Raw genomic sequence first — 14,777 nt, forward strand, 5'->3', positions numbered from 1 at the left:
GGGGATTCAAATTGGTACGAAGACTGCATGAAGCTGATGATCAGGCCTGTCAGCAGTTATTAGCAAAAAGACCTGCGGAAAACTTATTTATTATTGGAGATATTGAGAATTTTGGATATGAACAGGATTTTCAGAAATTATGGGGCGAATTTGATGAAAATCAGCAATTAATCGCCATTTTATTAAAATACCATAATAACTACATCTGCTATGCAGAAGGAGAATTCGATGCCCCTGGATTTGCTGAGATCATCAATGGAGACCCTGACTTTATGCAGTTATCCGGACTGGAGGCTATTACAAGCCGGATCCTTTCTCACATACAACATCCATCACCAAAAACGAGAACATTATACTATGCCAAGTGTGAGACCATAGCTTATTTGGATGAAAAGGCAGTTACAGAAAGTGTTCAACGTGCCAAAGTAGAGGATATTCCCTTAATCACTCGGCTTCACAGTCTCATCCCTGAATTTGAGTTGGACAATAGCCGGGAGGACAGCATGAAAAGAGGTCTTCAAAACGGTTCTGCCCGAACTTATTTTATTAAAAATGGCCACGACATTCTCTCCTGCGCTTCTACAACGGCCGAGAATTCCATGTCAGCCATGGTAGTCGGAGTCTGCACCCATCCTGCCCATAAGAAACAAGGATACGCAAGTTTATGTATGACTAAGCTCTGCCGTGAGTTATTAACAGAAGGAAAAATGCTGTGTCTCTTTTATGATAATCCAGAGGCTGGAAGTATTTATAAACGGCTTGGATTTGTGGATATAGGTAAATGGATGATGCATGTGTTTCATCCTGTTGAGCAAGTAAGCTGAGACAGTAAGTATTCATTTCCCATTCCCCAATAAATTATAAAAAGCTGCCGAACTTTTTTCGGCAGCCTGACAAACGGAGCTTAATGCTCCGTTTTTTATGCATTTTTTTACAGAATCCCTATAGAAGCCAGAAGAATGACCACCGCTACCGAAATAATTGGTATGAGTACAGCCACAACAAAAATATCTTTATAACTGTCTTTATGTGTCATGCCCGTAATAGCAAACAACGTGAGGACGGCTCCGTTGTGCGGGAGTGCATCGAGTCCGCCTGATGATAACGAAGCAATCCGGTGAAAAGCTTCTGGACTAATGCCTGTATCCATAGCAATTTCATAGTACTTCGAACCAAGTGCTTCAAGCGCAATTCCCATGCCCCCTGAAGCTGAGCCAGTTGCACCGGCAAGAACGTTTACTGCAACGGCTTCAGAAATCAGCGGATTTCCTTTCACGCCCATAAGGATTTGAGTCAATCGTTCAAATCCAGGCACTTCTCTTACGACTGTCCCGAATCCAACAGCTGCACTCGTATTAATGATGGCAATAACTGAACCGCTTGCTCCCGCATTAATAGAAGTAACAAATCCTTTAAACTTCGTTATATTCAGAAGCATGATTAACACAATTCCTGTAATGAGAGCGGTTACAACATCCCATTTAAAAACGTTCAATGTAATCAATACCGTAAGTAAAGGTAATAACGATAATAAAAAATTAGGATTACTCTGTTCTTCTACATCCACTATTTTTTTATCTTTTGGTTCAGTAAATACATCACCTTTGTCCGTCAATTTCTTCTCCTGCCATCTCAGATAGAAGTATCCGCCTCCAGCCATAATAATGGCCGCTATAATCCCCATCACCGGAGCCGCCGTCGGATCTGTATTAAAATAATCCATCGGGATCAAGTTTTGTATTTGCGGACTTCCTGGAATAGCTGTCATGGTGAAAGTGAACGCACCAAGAGCTACAGTAGCTGGAATTAATTTTCTGCTGATATTTGCCTCACGGAATAAAGACAAAGCGAGAGGATACACAGCAAAGACGACAACAAATAAGCTGACGCCTCCATAGGTTAAAACAGCTGCTGAGGCCAGCACTCCAAGGATGGCACGCTTCGTTCCAATTACTTTGGTTAAGGCAACTGCAACAGAACGAGCCATTCCCGTGTCTTCCATCAATTTGCCGAAGATAGCTCCAAGCATAAACACTGGAAACCATGCTTTGGCAAAGTTAACAAATCCACCCATATAGGTGTCCGTATAAGCTTCCAGTAAATCCAGTCCCCCTGTGAGTGCCACGATACCCGCTGCGATTGGAGCTACCCAGATAATAGACCATCCCACATAGGCAAGAACCATTAATACAACGAGACCTAGAAAAATTCCTAACATAAAGATTCCTCATTCCCTAATATCTGTATTTTATTGGGCTTCAACCACCATGGCGATGCCCTGGCCACCGCCTATACATAAAGAGGCGACACCATATCTTTCATTTCTTAGCTGTAATTCTTTAATTAAACTGTATAGGACACGCGTGCCGCTGGCACCAATCGGGTGTCCAAGGGCAATCGCTCCTCCGTTTACGTTTACTCGACTGCGATCCAAACCTAATTCTTTCTCTACTGAAAGGTATTGGGCTGCAAATGCTTCGTTTACTTCCACCACTGCCATATCATCAAGCGTGAGGCCAGCCTTCTTCAGTGCCTGATTTATAGCTGGCACAGGGCCAATCCCCATGTACTCCGGTTCAACTCCAGCTACACTCCAGGAAACAATTCGTGCAGCGGGTTTCAGATTTTTCTCCTCTACAAACTTTTCACCAGCAACTACAACTGCACCAGCTCCATCATTGATCCCGCTTGCATTTCCACCGGTAACGGTACCATTTTTTCTGAAAGCCGGTTTTAATTTAGCCAGGATTTCCGGCTTGGTATCCTCCCTAATATGTTCATCCGTATCCACCATCTCGGTAGATTTTTTAGATCGAACTTCTACGGGTACAATTTCATCGGAAAATCTACCACAGTTGCGTGCCTCTGCTGCACGTTTATGACTCTCCGCTGCGTATTCATCCTGCTGTTCCCTGGAAATGTTGTGCTTCTCTGCAAGATTTTCAGCGGTCACTCCCATGCCTCCTCCGATATACTCATCGGTTAAAGCAGACCAGAGCATGTCATCTACTTTAGGAGTTCCAAGTTTCGTCCCAAAACGGCTGCCCCGCAGCGCATGTGGTGCTAAGCTCATACTTTCCGTGCCGCCCGCAAGCGCAGCTGAACCTTCACCTAAAAGGATGGACTGAGTTGCTGAAATAACCGACTGCATGCCCGATCCGCACAGTCGATTTACGGCGAAAGCCGGACTTTGAATGGGAATACCTGTTTTTAAGGCCATATGTCTTGCTAAGTAAGGCGCATTGTTAGCTGAATGAATGACATTCCCCATTACTGTGAAGTCAATATCTTCTTGAGTGATTCCGCTTCGTTTGATAGCCTCTTTACTGACAGTAACTCCTAAATCAGTCGGATCTACATCTTTCAAGATACCTCCAAAGCTTCCAAATGGTGTTCTAGCACCTTCTAAAATATAAACATTCTCCATATTTTTCACACCTTCCATTTCATTATTGAGCGGTGTAACCGCCATCTATAACCACAGCCTGGCCGGTTACACCTTTTGATTTATCACTAGCCAAAAACAATGTGTAATCGGATACTTCCTGAACCGAAAGCAAACGTTTCTGCGGAACGAGCGGGTAAATCACTTCTTCCAGAACCTTTTCCAGGGACACCCCTCGATTAGTTGCTAAATCTTGCAGCTGATTGCGTACAAGCGGCGTATCTACGTAACCTGGACAGACTGCGTTGACCGTAATTCCATGTTCTGCACCTTCGAGCGCCGTTACTTTCGTCAGGCCGATAACCCCATGTTTGGAGCTATTGTAAGCTGACTTGCCTGCAAATCCTATTAGACCATTGATAGAAGCCATATTGATGATCCGACCGAACCCTTGTTTTTTCATAATAGGGAATACATGCTTGGTTGCCATAAACGGAGCGACCAGCATCACTTTTGTAATGAATTCAAACTTTTCGGTTGGAAATTCTTCTATAGAGGCGACATGCTGTAATCCTGCATTGTTGATCAGCACATCTAATCGTCCGTATTGCTCCACAGTTTTATCAATTGCTTCCTGAAGCTCCGTTTCTTTCGTCACATCGCACTCCAGCCCGATGGACTCATAACCTGCTTCGGTCACTTCAGCCGCTGCTTCCATTACCTTCTTTTCGTTAATGTCACTCAAAGCGACCTTTGCTCCATTCTTTGCAAATTCCATTCCAATTTCATAGCCGATACCGCTTGCGGCTCCTGTGATAAATACAACTTTATTTTTTACCATTGTGAATAGTCCCCTTTAAGAAAAAATTAAAATGCAGCTGATGATAAACGCTCACTGAGCTTCAGTGTTGGTTCTGTCGATGCCACTACGTCATCCACAGTCCACCCTTCCGCTACCTCCACTAAACTCAATCCTTCATCTGTTACATCGATCACGGCTCGATCTGTGATAATACGGTTCACAATGCCTTTACCGGTCAGAGGAAGCTTACACTGCTTTAATATCTTCGGCTCGCCATATTTGTTCACATGATCCATAATGATGACAACTTTTCTAGCTCCATGGACAATATCCATAGCTCCTCCCATACCTTTAATCATCTTTCCTGGTATCATCCAGTTCGCTAAGTTACCATCTTCCGAAACTTCCATTCCACCAAGAATCGCTAAATCAAGATGTTCACCGCGAATCATGGCAAAGGATTCAGCACTGCTGCAATAAGCCGCCCCTTTCGAAGCTGTGACCGTTTCTTTGCCGGCATTGATCAGGTCCGGATCTACTTCTTCTTCATAGGGTGAGCGGCCAATGCCGACCAGACCGTTTTCAGAATGAAGCACCACCTCTTTTTTCGGCTGAATATAATTTGCGACCATCGTAGGCATGCCAATCCCCAGGTTTACATAGAAACCGCTTTCAATTTCCTGTTCAGCTCGTCGGGCGATTCGTTCTCTTACTGTTGCTTTATCCAAAATAACTCCTCCTTTTAACTTTTAGGCTTCTTGACGTAATGTCAGACGTTCAATTCGTTTTTCCTGCTGTCCTTGTATTAATCCCTGAACATAAATTCCCGGAGTGTGAATGTGTTCGGCATCCAGCTCCCCAGTCTCTACAAGTTCTTCAACCTCAGCAATTGTAATTTCACCTGCTGTAGCCATTTCCGGATTAAAATTACGGGCCGTTTTGTTATAGACTAAGTTTCCGAAACGGTCTCCTTTCGCTGCGCGCACTAATGTAAAATCAGCGGTCAGACCGGTCACCAGCATATACTCTTTTCCTTGAAACGTACGTACTTCCTTCCCTTCCGCAATCGGAGTTCCCACTCCTGCTGGGGTATAGAATGCCGGGATACCAGCTCCTCCTGCACGAATTCTCTCTGCCAGAGTCCCTTGAGGTGTAAGCTCTACTTCCAATTCTCCTTCTAGCACCTGACGTTCAAATTCTTTATTTTCTCCTACATACGAACCGATCATTTTATCAATTTGTTTATTTTTCAGGAGTAAACCGAGCCCCCAATCATCTACTCCGCAATTATTCGAAATGACGGTTAAATGTTTAACATTCTTCTCTACTAAGGCCATTATTAAATTCTCCGGTATGCCTACTAACCCAAATCCGCCAACCATGATGGTCGAATGATCCTTAATCTGATCTACAGCTTCTTCAAATGACGAATATATTTTTTTCATATCTTCCAGCTCCCTTCCCCCTAAATACAAGCAAGGATCGTGCCAACTTTAAAACTTGTCGAAAATGTTCATAAAATCGTCTTTTACCACCCTAAAAACCAGACACCATTCCAAATATTTGGAATTCTTACAAGAGAGACGTTTACTAATGATTCATGTAAACCCTTTCATCGCATAAAAAAAGAACCATTCCAGGATTCCGGAATGGCTTTCCAGAAATATGGAATGGTTTATAATTCATATTTTTTTACCTTTTCATAGAGACTCGACTTTCCAATGTGAAGCAGAGACGCTGCTTTTTCCTTGTCTCCATGCACCTGTTTTAGTGTTCTTTCAATCGTCTGCTTTTCAGTGGCTTTCATAATCTCTTTCAAACTTTTATTATCATCAAATTGTGAATGATTCATTTTCAGGCGTTCCGGTAACTCCTGAACGCCGATCGATTCCTCATTCGTCAAATACACCGCAGCTTCAATCACATTCTCAAGTTCACGAACGTTTCCTGGCCACTCGTACTGTTGGAAACTCTCGTACACTTCCGACTCAAAATCAATCACTCTCTTTCCCGTCCGCTTCGTTACTTTTTCGAGAAGAAATTTAGCAAGCAAACGAATATCATCCTGACGATCTCGAAGAGGAGGAATATAAATAGGAACCACATTAATTCTATAAAATAAATCCTCGCGGAACCGCTGCTCGGCAATCATTTCTTCTAGTGGCTGATGAGTAGCTGCAATAATACGGACATCGATTTTTTGCGGAGTGGTGGATCCCAGAGATTCAATTTCTCCTTCTTGCAGCGCTCGGAGAATTTTAACCTGTGCCTGGAGCGGCATATCGCCAATTTCATCGAGAAAAAGAGTTCCTCCATTAGCAAGCTTAAACTTTCCGGCCTTCCCACCTTTTTTAGCACCTGTAAAAGCGCCATCCTGATATCCAAATAATTCTGATTCGATTAGATGGTCAGGAATAGCTGCACAGTTTACTTTAACGAAAGGTTCCCGATGGCGATCGCTTAAATGATGAATGCTGTGTGCAATTAATTCCTTTCCTGTTCCGCTCTCGCCCCGAAGTAAAACCGATACGTCCCCTGGCGCTACTTTTTTAATCTTATTTTTCAGATTATCCATTTCGGGTGAACTGGTAACCATATCGTGAAGTGAATAATCGACTCCATTGAGCTTCTTCATCTGGCTCCGGTACGATTCCAGTTCAAGAAAAAGATCTCTGATATGACTGTTCAGCTTCTTCCAGTCTTCAGTATCTCGAAACAGAACCATGCCAAGAGCGCCTACTATTTTTCCATCAGCACGAAGCGGAATACGATGAGCAATCATATAGTTGCCGCGAATAAATTGCATATCCGCCATTTCTTCTTCTCCTGTTTCTACCACAATGTGCATACGACTATTTTCAATAACCTCAGTCACGTGTTTTCCTATCACGCTCTCTTTATCCACTTCCAGAAATTCACCATAACTCTCATTTAGATAGGAGACCATTCCCTGGTCATCCACTACTACGATACAGTGATTTATATTGCCGAAAATAGTCTCTAATATTCCATCCCGATAATTTTCCAACATTTCAAGCATACTTTCACGCTCCCGGTAACGTTCATTTACCGTTTATTTTACCATGTTAACGGTTTCATACAATTGATAGATCCAATTTCAGCCATATAAAAGACCGGAATCCACTTGGATTCCGGTCTTATTTATGATTCATTAATCAAGAAAACTTGTGTCGACTAGCCCTTCCAGATTTGGTTTCTCTTCAAGGAAACCAAGTTCATAGGATGAATTAGCAAAGTCCTGAAGTGTTTTTTCTTCTACTTCATACGTGAAGTCGATACGTTCCCACGCATTGTCTATTACAGACTGAGATAACTCCTGGTCGGTAATTTCTTTGATTTTTTTAATGGCAATTGATTTCGCTTCATCTGGATTGTCTTGAATAAATGTCGTAGCTTCTTTATGAGCTTCTACAAGATTATCGACCATATCCGGGTTATTCTTAACAAGATCTTGAGAAGTTACAAACACTGCTGCAGGAAGAGTTTCTCCAAAGGCTACATTTGGTGTATCTACAAGAACTTTTCCAGTGCCTTCTTCTTCAATGGAAGAAGCCCACGGTTCCGGTACCGTTGCTACATCGACTTTGCCGCTTTCAAATAAGCTCGCATACGTGGCCGGTTTACCTGTTACGTGCTTCATTTGACCATCAATACGGCTGGAAGTGATGCCATACTCTTCTTTCATCATCGTTTCGAATTGAACGTCATGTGTACATCCTACACGAGGAGAGATAAACGTCTTTCCAGGCATATCTTCCGGCGTGGTAATATCTGCACCGTTTCTAGCCATAATAACTGTACCTCCGGTTGAACCAGCTGCTACAACATTGATTTTAGCGCCGCTTGTAAAGTGGTTCATCGCAGGGCCAGGTCCCACAAGGCCACCCTGGATATCGCCGGTTTCAAGAGCCGTCATAAAAGCTGAACCGTCCGGGAAGTATTGATAGTTCACTTTTGTTCCATCAGGAAGTGTTTCTGAGTATAAATCTTTTTCTTCGGCAACCATACCAGCTACGTGATTAATATTCGGGAAGTAGCCTATGGTGATTTCTTTATTGCCATTGCCATCACCTTCTCCGCTTGCATTAGATGATTCCCCTCCACCGCATGCAGCAAGGATCAGACTTAATGTTAGTAACGTGAAAACTGAAAATAATTTCTTCATATTTCTTTACCCCTCTCCATTCTATGTTTTTAATAAACCCCAGCGTTTCATTACATTTTTCTCTAATTTTGAAAAGACAAGCTGATCAACGACAGCTCCAATAACGCCAATGATGATAATAATTCCTATAACTTGATCCATTCGGGCATAATCCTGGGCATAGCGCAATGAATAGCCAAGCCCCGGACCATTACTTAATAATTCTCCGGCCATTAAGGCACGCCAACTGAAGGCCCAGGCCAGCCTCAGACCGGACATGAAATAAGGAATACTTGATGGAATTTCCACTCGGAAAAAGAGGGAAAGTCCATTGGTTCCCATCGTTCTCGCTGCTCTTACCAGCTGTGGAGGAACACTATGAATTGCAGAACGGACATTCAGCGCCATGACAAACGTTCCGCCCAATACCACGACGAAAACAACAGCGAACTCGGAAAAGCCGAACAGCATGATCGCAAGCGGCACCCAAACAATACTTGGGATACTTTGCAAAGCAATCAAATACATTCCCGCTGTTTCATCGGCTTGCTTCGATTTACCAAGGATCACGCCAAGGATGGTTCCAAACAGGATAGCGAGGGAAAGACCGCTGAATAAGTGCCTGAAACTTGCTCCCAGAGCATTTAGAAAATCTCCAGTCGTGAACCCTGTGATCAGCGCCTGCCCTACCTGTAAGGGGCCGGGAAAGACGATTTTCTCATAAACGCCTAATGAATAGACTAATTGCCAAATTCCTATAACAGCGAGTAAAAATAGAACTCTTTTAATAATGACTTTCATAACTAAGCTCTTCCTTCAGGACTTTATTAATTTCAACTTCCAGGAGACCCATCACCTTTTTCTCAAGCTCAATGACTTGAGGATCATCACGTCTCCTTGGTCTTGGCAGGTCAATATTGAAATCAGCTATGATCTTACCTGGTCGTGTTCCCATAACGATTACCCGGTCAGACAGCTTAATTGCTTCTTGAATACTGTGAGTCACAAAAAGAATGGTCTTCTTTGTTTCTTCCCAGATTTTCATCAATTCTTCATGAAGAATGTGACGGGTCTGCTCATCAAGCGCTCCGAACGGTTCATCCATCAGCAGTACTTTCGGGTCCATCGCAAGAGCTCTTGCAATAGCCACACGCTGCTGCATGCCTCCAGACAGTTCATGTGTATAATGATCTTTAAATCGGCTCAAATGAACCATTTGCAGAAAACGATCCGCCTTCTCTTCTGCATCTTTTTTAGACCCCGTGCTCTTCAAAGGGAACATCACATTCTCTTTGACATTGAGCCATGGAAAAAGAGAGGCCTGCTGAAAAATCATGCCCCTGTCCGTTCCTGCCTTTTTGATTTCATGACCCTCTAATACAATCGATCCTTCTGACACACTCTCTAAACCTGCCACCATGGAAAGAAGGGTGGACTTTCCGCAGCCGGAAGGACCAAGCAGGGATACGAACTGATTTTGTTCTATATTTAAATCGATTCCAGAAAATACTTCAAAGCTTCCCTGGTTTTTATCGTCAAACGTTTTACTCACATCATTGATCTGTAGAAACATGGCGGCCCCCTAACACAATAATTCCTATAAACTTACTATGTTTTAATTATAGTATTAGATTATACAGATATTCGAAATAGTGTGTCAACTTGATTTGGAAAATTCATGAATGTTTTTTTAATTCAGCTGGATGCCCTTTATCCATCCTAATTTTAAAAACAAATTAATTGGAAAAGGTTTCAAATTATGTATATGTGATAAACACTTTATAAGAAAGGTGGTATCAATCATGGATCAAATGTTATTCGTTCAAACAGGAATGGGAATTGACGTTCATGGTCAAAACATTACTAAAGCCGCCGTACGTGCGATTAAGAATGCTATCCACACAAATTCTATGCCAGGAATACGTGAGGCTCTGCCCGAAAAATCGCTTGATAATATGAAAACGAATGTGAAACTTGCTCTGCCTTGCGATCATGATCAGCTGGATCATGAGGAAGTTAAGAAGGCAATCCCATATGGTGAAGTAACGATTGAAGTTATGGATGGCGGCATGAAAACCACGAGCGGCATTGTGCTTGAAGATAAGGACGATAAAAACGATCAAATGTACTTGGTCAATACTTCCATCGAAGTCGGCTACTAAATATGCGTATAAAAGGAGGAAAGGCAATGGGGCCTTTCCTCCTTTTCTTAATCCTCTGATCGTTCTGCTTCCGCTTCATCCATATCATCCATGTACTTATCATAATGAACATTGCGTTCAAACGTTACACGATCAGATCCCGTGTATCCATGCATATCAGTAGATACAAAAGGCTCAAATTCTTCTACATATCCAATTCCATCCTCATTGTCCATTAAAGATGAACCATCGTAAGTCATGCTGCTCTGGTTAAAGGAAGCCACCTGTTCATAAGCATTCTGCTCATTATATTCAGGATCATCGGCTTCCCTTCCGTAATTCGCCTCCAGATCTCCAAGAACCTCTTCTTCAACGGGACGATCTTTGGACATTTCCTGATTAGGTGAAGCTTGAGAAACAGTGCGTGCAGTCGGAAGTGCTTCCAATCGTTCTTTTGGAATCAGCTTCCCTGTTTTTTCACAGATGCCGTATTTTCCTGCTTTCATTTGATTAAGGGAGTACTCAATATCCGAGAGCTCCTCTTTTAAATGTCCTAAAAGAGCAATATCTTTTTCTCTTTCATACAATTCGCTTCCAGAATCCGCCGGATGGTTATCATACTGGGAAAGCTCACCTGAAGCCATATCACTGGCAAAGCCGCGCTCTATTCCCAATGAGTTCTTCTCTAATAAACGGGTCTCTATTTCCATCTGTCTTTCTTCTAATTGTTTTCTATAGTGTTCGTAATCCATACTTTCCACTCCTGCTTCATAGTCCTTCTTAGTGTGGCTTACGAACTGGTCTCTATACGAAGAGTGTACTGGTAAAATCCCTTGTAGATTTTTCAAGTACCCGCTTGTGTTATTGGGTACTGAACGACTCTGGGTCATGGAAAGGGAACAGCTGCCTCAGTTCGTCGTCAACTCATTACGGAGCTTGTTACTCGAACCATTCTGCTTTAATCTCATCCTAATACTTTAAAAAAAGCGCATCCCCAAAGGAATGCGCTTTTCCAAGTTATTTACGTAAAGCTTCAAGAAAATCTTCTTTTAAATCTTCAATATCTTCAAGACCGATGGATACACGGACAAGCCCCTCGGTTATACCAAGCTCACCCCGGCGTACTTCCGGAATAGAAGCATGGGTCATTTTAGCCGGTACGGAAATTAAGCTTTCAACTGCTCCAAGACTTTCCGCAAGGGTGAAGTAGCGGACATTCTGCAGTACTTTGTCTGCTTTTTCCCCGCTTCCTACGTCAAAAGAGATCATTCCGCCGTTTCCGCGTGCCTGATTCTGATGAATGTCATGACCAACATGCTCTGTAAGACCTGGATAATAAATGTTCGTCACCTCTGGAAGTCCTTGTAAAAACTCCACAAATGCACGAGTGTTTTCTTCAATTTCTTCCATACGGACGCCTAATGTTTTAATACCACGCATAAGCAGCCAGGCATCCTGTGGTCCGAGAATACCACCAGAGGAATTTAATACGAAGTGAACCTCTTCCGCTAATTGTGCTGAGTTCACCACAACCAGCCCGGCGACTACGTCACTATGTCCGCCCAGGTATTTCGTTGCACTGTGCAGAACGATGTCTGCTCCAAAATCAATTGGGTTCTGCCAGTAAGGCGTGCTGAATGTGTTATCCACGATGAAGGTTAAATTATGAGCTTTAGCAAGCTCAGAAGTTTTCTTAAGATCCGTTATTTTTAACAAAGGATTCGTCGGCGTCTCCACATATAACGCTTTCGTGCGCTCAGTCATCGCTGCTTCAATATTTTTGGGATCACTAGTATCTACAAAGCTTGCTTCAAGACCAAAGCGGGTAATGACCTGGGAAACGAGGCGGTACGTTCCTCCATACACATCATCCGTAAAGATAATATGATCTCCCTGCTTAAAGGTCATGAGCACAGCGGTAATGGCCGCCATTCCAGACCCAAAGGCAAATCCGGCATAGCCGCCCTCAATTTCTTTAATTAATTCTTCAAGGGCAAAACGAGTCGGATTGCCGGTACGGGAATATTCATATCCCCGATGCTTTCCTACACCATCCTGCGCATAGGTACTGACTTGATAAATCGGTACAGAAACTGCACCGGTTTTTTCATCTCCTGTAATACCACCGTGAATTAATTGCGTTTTCTTTCTCATAACTTCACTCCTCATATATACCTTGGCTTAAGTATCGTTCACTGCTATCCGGAAAGACCGTTACAATTCTGGCACCAGGTTCCGCTTGTTTCGCTTCACGCAGAGCCGCTTCAAAAGCTGCTCCGGATGAACTCGCTACAAGCAGCCCTTCATTTAATGCCAGTTCCTTTACACGTTGAAAGGCAATGGAATCCGGAATTGTATGAATGGCATCAAAATAAGAGGTGTCCATATAAAAGGGCAAGAATTCCATGCCAATCCCTTCTGTATCATGCGGACCGGCCTTCCCTCCATTAATGACAGAGCCTTCTGGTTCGACAATTACTGTCTTGATCGCTGGATTCTGCTCTTTTAAATAGCGGGAAGTACCCATAAAAGTCCCACCTGTTCCAGCACCAGCAAGGAAAATGTCTATTTCTCCATTCAAATCTGTGTAGATCTCAGGACCTAACGTTTCGTAGTATGCATCCGGATTTGCTTGATTATTAAATTGCTGCAGGTTAAATGAACCAGGAATTTCGTCCACCAATTCATCCGCTTTTTTGATGGCTCCCCTCATCCCTTCTTCAGTAGGTGTATTAATCACTTCTGCGCCGAGCGCTCTCATAAGGGTCTGTTTCTCCAGACTGAACTTTTGAGGGGTGACAAACACCACACGGTATCCCTTTCCTACAGCGGCAAGGGCAACTCCTATACCTGTGTTACCTGCGGTGGCTTCAATAATCGTGCCTCCCGGTTTAAGCATTCCTTTATTCAAGGCGTCCTCAATCAGTTTTAAACCCAGACGGTCTTTTATACTACCGCCTGGGTTCATGAATTCAAGCTTAGCAAAAATACGGGCTTGATTCGGGATGTCCGAGTGAGTAAGCTCGATCATCGGTGTGTGGCCGATTAACGATTGAATATTTCTGACATAACTCATCAAACTCTCACCCTTCGTTTATTAAAAAACTTCCGTCCATTCATCACGTTTGTTAAGCAGTTCACGGGCAAGTTCTTGTGCACCTTCTAAACTGTGACTCGCCGCAAACCCGCATTGTACTTCATTGCAGGCCGGAACTTCTTTAGCTTCCAGTACGTCATTCAGCGTATTTTCTACAACCTGAAGGATATTTTCATAGCTGTCATCATTTAGTACAGCAAGATAAAATCCTGTCTGGCAGCCCATTGGACCGATATCGATAATACGGTCGTGATGATTACGGCTGTTTTCAGCCATCAGGTGTTCAAGGGAATGAAGAGCCGGCATATCCATATGTTCCTTGTTAGGCTGCTTTACACGGATATCGTACTTGTAGATCTTGTCACCTTTATCTCCTTCGGTTACACCGACAAGGCGGATATAAGGAGCTTTCACTTTCGTATGATCCAGGTTAAAGCTTTCTACGTTCATCTGTGTCATAAATCATTCTCCTTTTTTTGCCTGAATTAACCAGGCGTATTTATTCATTTGTTTAAATGATACCTCAAATCCCTGTTTGGAAAACATTTCCTTAAGTTCATCGAGATACCCATAATACTCTTCCTGCAAATCCTGCGCCAGATTCAAGTGACCGGATTTTTCCGCATTATGAATTAATGCTTGTTTATGAGCTTCATCCTTAAAAAGAGTATCGATAAAAATTATCTGGCCTTTGCTTTCCAGTTTATCATTAAATTTCTGAATGGCTTCTATTTTTTCACTGGTTGTTAAATGGTGAAAGGCAAAAGAACTGACAATGGACTGAATGGGTGTAATCAGCTGAGGGTAATTAAGAAAATCTCCATCATAAATGGCTGCTTGCGGACACTTTAAGTTGGCAATCCTCCGCATTTCGGATGATGGTTCAATTCCAATTACAACTTTATTCTGTCCGATCATTTTACGAGTTAAATTAGCTGTCCCTACACCGAATTCCATAACCGGAGAAATGGAGAGACCGGCCAGAAGTTCCAGCATATCCTCATAACCTTCAAAAACCTCTTTGTATTCTGGATCATTTCCAGACACTGTATCATCATATGAACTCGCCCATTGGTTAAATAGGTCGACAAATTCTACGCCCATCTTACTTCCATCCCCTTAATCTTTATAATCCCTATCAACAAACTCGGAATTACATGTTTAATGTATCATATTTCAGAGGGATG

16 protein-coding genes are annotated in these 14,777 nt (G+C 42.8%); 2 read left to right on the plus strand and 14 right to left on the minus strand.

What is annotated here, in order from left to right; genetic code table 11:
* The first annotated feature begins 11 nt into the window (after positions 1–11).
* Positions 12–824: a GNAT family N-acetyltransferase gene (locus LCM11_RS04805; RefSeq protein WP_224893114.1), complete on the plus strand. Its 813-nt coding sequence runs from the start codon at positions 12–14 to the stop codon at positions 822–824.
* 107 nt (positions 825–931) lie between these two features.
* Here LCM11_RS04805 and LCM11_RS04810 read toward each other — a convergent pair whose 3' ends face one another.
* The 9 genes from LCM11_RS04810 to LCM11_RS04850 form a co-directional block, all read right to left on the minus strand.
* Positions 932–2,218, minus strand: coding sequence for a GntP family permease (locus tag LCM11_RS04810; RefSeq protein WP_014642298.1), 1,287 nt, complete (start codon positions 2,216–2,218; stop codon positions 932–934).
* Positions 2,219–2,248: 30 nt separating this feature from the next.
* Positions 2,249–3,427 (minus strand): thiolase family protein, encoded by a 1,179-nt coding sequence (locus tag LCM11_RS04815; RefSeq protein WP_224893484.1) that lies wholly within the window; start codon positions 3,425–3,427, stop codon positions 2,249–2,251.
* A gap of 22 nt (positions 3,428–3,449) precedes the next feature.
* Positions 3,450–4,226 carry a 3-hydroxybutyrate dehydrogenase gene (locus LCM11_RS04820; protein ID WP_224893115.1) on the minus strand — a complete coding sequence of 259 codons (777 nt, stop codon included), beginning with the start codon at positions 4,224–4,226 and terminating at the stop codon, positions 3,450–3,452.
* Positions 4,227–4,252: 26 nt separating this feature from the next.
* The gene (locus LCM11_RS04825; RefSeq protein ID WP_224893116.1) at positions 4,253–4,915 is read right to left on the minus strand and encodes a 3-oxoacid CoA-transferase subunit B; all 663 of its coding nucleotides are present in this window, start codon (positions 4,913–4,915) and stop codon (positions 4,253–4,255) included.
* 21 nt (positions 4,916–4,936) lie between these two features.
* Entirely contained in the window at positions 4,937–5,632 is a 696-nt protein-coding gene (locus tag LCM11_RS04830) for a CoA transferase subunit A (protein WP_224893117.1), read from the minus strand.
* 230 nt (positions 5,633–5,862) lie between these two features.
* On the minus strand, positions 5,863–7,227 hold the full coding sequence (locus tag LCM11_RS04835) for a sigma-54 interaction domain-containing protein (RefSeq protein ID WP_224893118.1): 1,365 nt from the start codon (positions 7,225–7,227) through the stop codon (positions 5,863–5,865).
* A gap of 132 nt (positions 7,228–7,359) precedes the next feature.
* The gene (locus LCM11_RS04840; RefSeq protein ID WP_224893119.1) at positions 7,360–8,373 is read right to left on the minus strand and encodes an aliphatic sulfonate ABC transporter substrate-binding protein; all 1,014 of its coding nucleotides are present in this window, start codon (positions 8,371–8,373) and stop codon (positions 7,360–7,362) included.
* Between the two features lie 21 nt (positions 8,374–8,394).
* Entirely contained in the window at positions 8,395–9,153 is a 759-nt protein-coding gene (locus LCM11_RS04845) for an ABC transporter permease (RefSeq protein ID WP_224893120.1), read from the minus strand.
* Positions 9,137–9,925, minus strand: coding sequence for an ABC transporter ATP-binding protein (locus tag LCM11_RS04850; RefSeq protein WP_224893121.1), 789 nt, complete (start codon positions 9,923–9,925; stop codon positions 9,137–9,139). The genes LCM11_RS04845 and LCM11_RS04850 overlap by 17 nt, the downstream gene beginning before the upstream one ends.
* A gap of 229 nt (positions 9,926–10,154) precedes the next feature.
* Here LCM11_RS04850 and LCM11_RS04855 point away from each other — a divergent pair, with 229 nt between their 5' ends.
* A complete protein-coding gene (locus LCM11_RS04855) occupies positions 10,155–10,514 on the plus strand; it encodes a Lin0512 family protein (RefSeq protein WP_224893122.1) in 360 nt (119 codons plus the stop codon).
* Between the two features lie 47 nt (positions 10,515–10,561).
* Here the strand turns inward: LCM11_RS04855 and LCM11_RS04860 are convergent, their stop codons facing one another.
* From LCM11_RS04860 to LCM11_RS04880, 5 genes are all read right to left on the minus strand, one after another.
* The gene (locus LCM11_RS04860) at positions 10,562–11,245 is read right to left on the minus strand and encodes a TraR/DksA C4-type zinc finger protein (protein WP_224893123.1); all 684 of its coding nucleotides are present in this window, start codon (positions 11,243–11,245) and stop codon (positions 10,562–10,564) included.
* Positions 11,246–11,510: 265 nt separating this feature from the next.
* On the minus strand, positions 11,511–12,647 hold the full coding sequence (locus tag LCM11_RS04865) for a bifunctional cystathionine gamma-lyase/homocysteine desulfhydrase (protein ID WP_224893124.1): 1,137 nt from the start codon (positions 12,645–12,647) through the stop codon (positions 11,511–11,513).
* 4 nt (positions 12,648–12,651) lie between these two features.
* Entirely contained in the window at positions 12,652–13,569 is a 918-nt protein-coding gene (locus LCM11_RS04870; protein ID WP_224893125.1) for a PLP-dependent cysteine synthase family protein, read from the minus strand.
* A 21-nt stretch (positions 13,570–13,590) separates the two neighbouring features.
* Entirely contained in the window at positions 13,591–14,049 is a 459-nt protein-coding gene (locus tag LCM11_RS04875) for an S-ribosylhomocysteine lyase (protein WP_224893126.1), read from the minus strand.
* Positions 14,050–14,052: 3 nt separating this feature from the next.
* Complete coding sequence (locus LCM11_RS04880; RefSeq protein ID WP_224893127.1) at positions 14,053–14,694, minus strand: class I SAM-dependent methyltransferase; 642 nt, start codon at positions 14,692–14,694, stop codon at positions 14,053–14,055.
* Positions 14,695–14,777: the final 83 nt, after the last annotated feature.

The organism is Halobacillus halophilus (genome assembly GCF_020171985.1).
In the GTDB taxonomy this organism is placed as follows: Bacteria; Bacillota; Bacilli; order Bacillales; family Halobacillaceae; genus Halobacillus; species Halobacillus halophilus_A.

What these genes read in the sequence shown, in the direction of transcription:
- LCM11_RS04810 (WP_014642298.1), bottom strand. Translation starts at nt 2,218, where the DNA reads ATGTTAGGAATTTTTCTAGGTCTCGTTGTATTAATGGTTCTTGCCTAT.
- LCM11_RS04865 (WP_224893124.1), bottom strand. Translation starts at nt 12,647, where the DNA reads ATGAGAAAGAAAACGCAATTAATTCACGGTGGTATTACAGGAGATGAA.
- LCM11_RS04820 (WP_224893115.1), bottom strand. Translation starts at nt 4,226, where the DNA reads ATGGTAAAAAATAAAGTTGTATTTATCACAGGAGCCGCAAGCGGTATC.
- LCM11_RS04815 (WP_224893484.1), bottom strand. Translation starts at nt 3,427, where the DNA reads ATGGAGAATGTTTATATTTTAGAAGGTGCTAGAACACCATTTGGAAGC.
- LCM11_RS04830 (WP_224893117.1), bottom strand. Translation starts at nt 5,632, where the DNA reads ATGAAAAAAATATATTCGTCATTTGAAGAAGCTGTAGATCAGATTAAG.
- LCM11_RS04855 (WP_224893122.1), top strand. Translation starts at nt 10,155, where the DNA reads ATGGATCAAATGTTATTCGTTCAAACAGGAATGGGAATTGACGTTCAT.
- LCM11_RS04840 (WP_224893119.1), bottom strand. Translation starts at nt 8,373, where the DNA reads ATGAAGAAATTATTTTCAGTTTTCACGTTACTAACATTAAGTCTGATC.
- LCM11_RS04845 (WP_224893120.1), bottom strand. Translation starts at nt 9,153, where the DNA reads ATGAAAGTCATTATTAAAAGAGTTCTATTTTTACTCGCTGTTATAGGA.
- LCM11_RS04875 (WP_224893126.1), bottom strand. Translation starts at nt 14,049, where the DNA reads ATGACACAGATGAACGTAGAAAGCTTTAACCTGGATCATACGAAAGTG.
- LCM11_RS04870 (WP_224893125.1), bottom strand. Translation starts at nt 13,569, where the DNA reads ATGAGTTATGTCAGAAATATTCAATCGTTAATCGGCCACACACCGATG.
- LCM11_RS04860 (WP_224893123.1), bottom strand. Translation starts at nt 11,245, where the DNA reads ATGGATTACGAACACTATAGAAAACAATTAGAAGAAAGACAGATGGAA.
- LCM11_RS04880 (WP_224893127.1), bottom strand. Translation starts at nt 14,694, where the DNA reads ATGGGCGTAGAATTTGTCGACCTATTTAACCAATGGGCGAGTTCATAT.
- LCM11_RS04850 (WP_224893121.1), bottom strand. Translation starts at nt 9,925, where the DNA reads ATGTTTCTACAGATCAATGATGTGAGTAAAACGTTTGACGATAAAAAC.
- LCM11_RS04835 (WP_224893118.1), bottom strand. Translation starts at nt 7,227, where the DNA reads ATGCTTGAAATGTTGGAAAATTATCGGGATGGAATATTAGAGACTATT.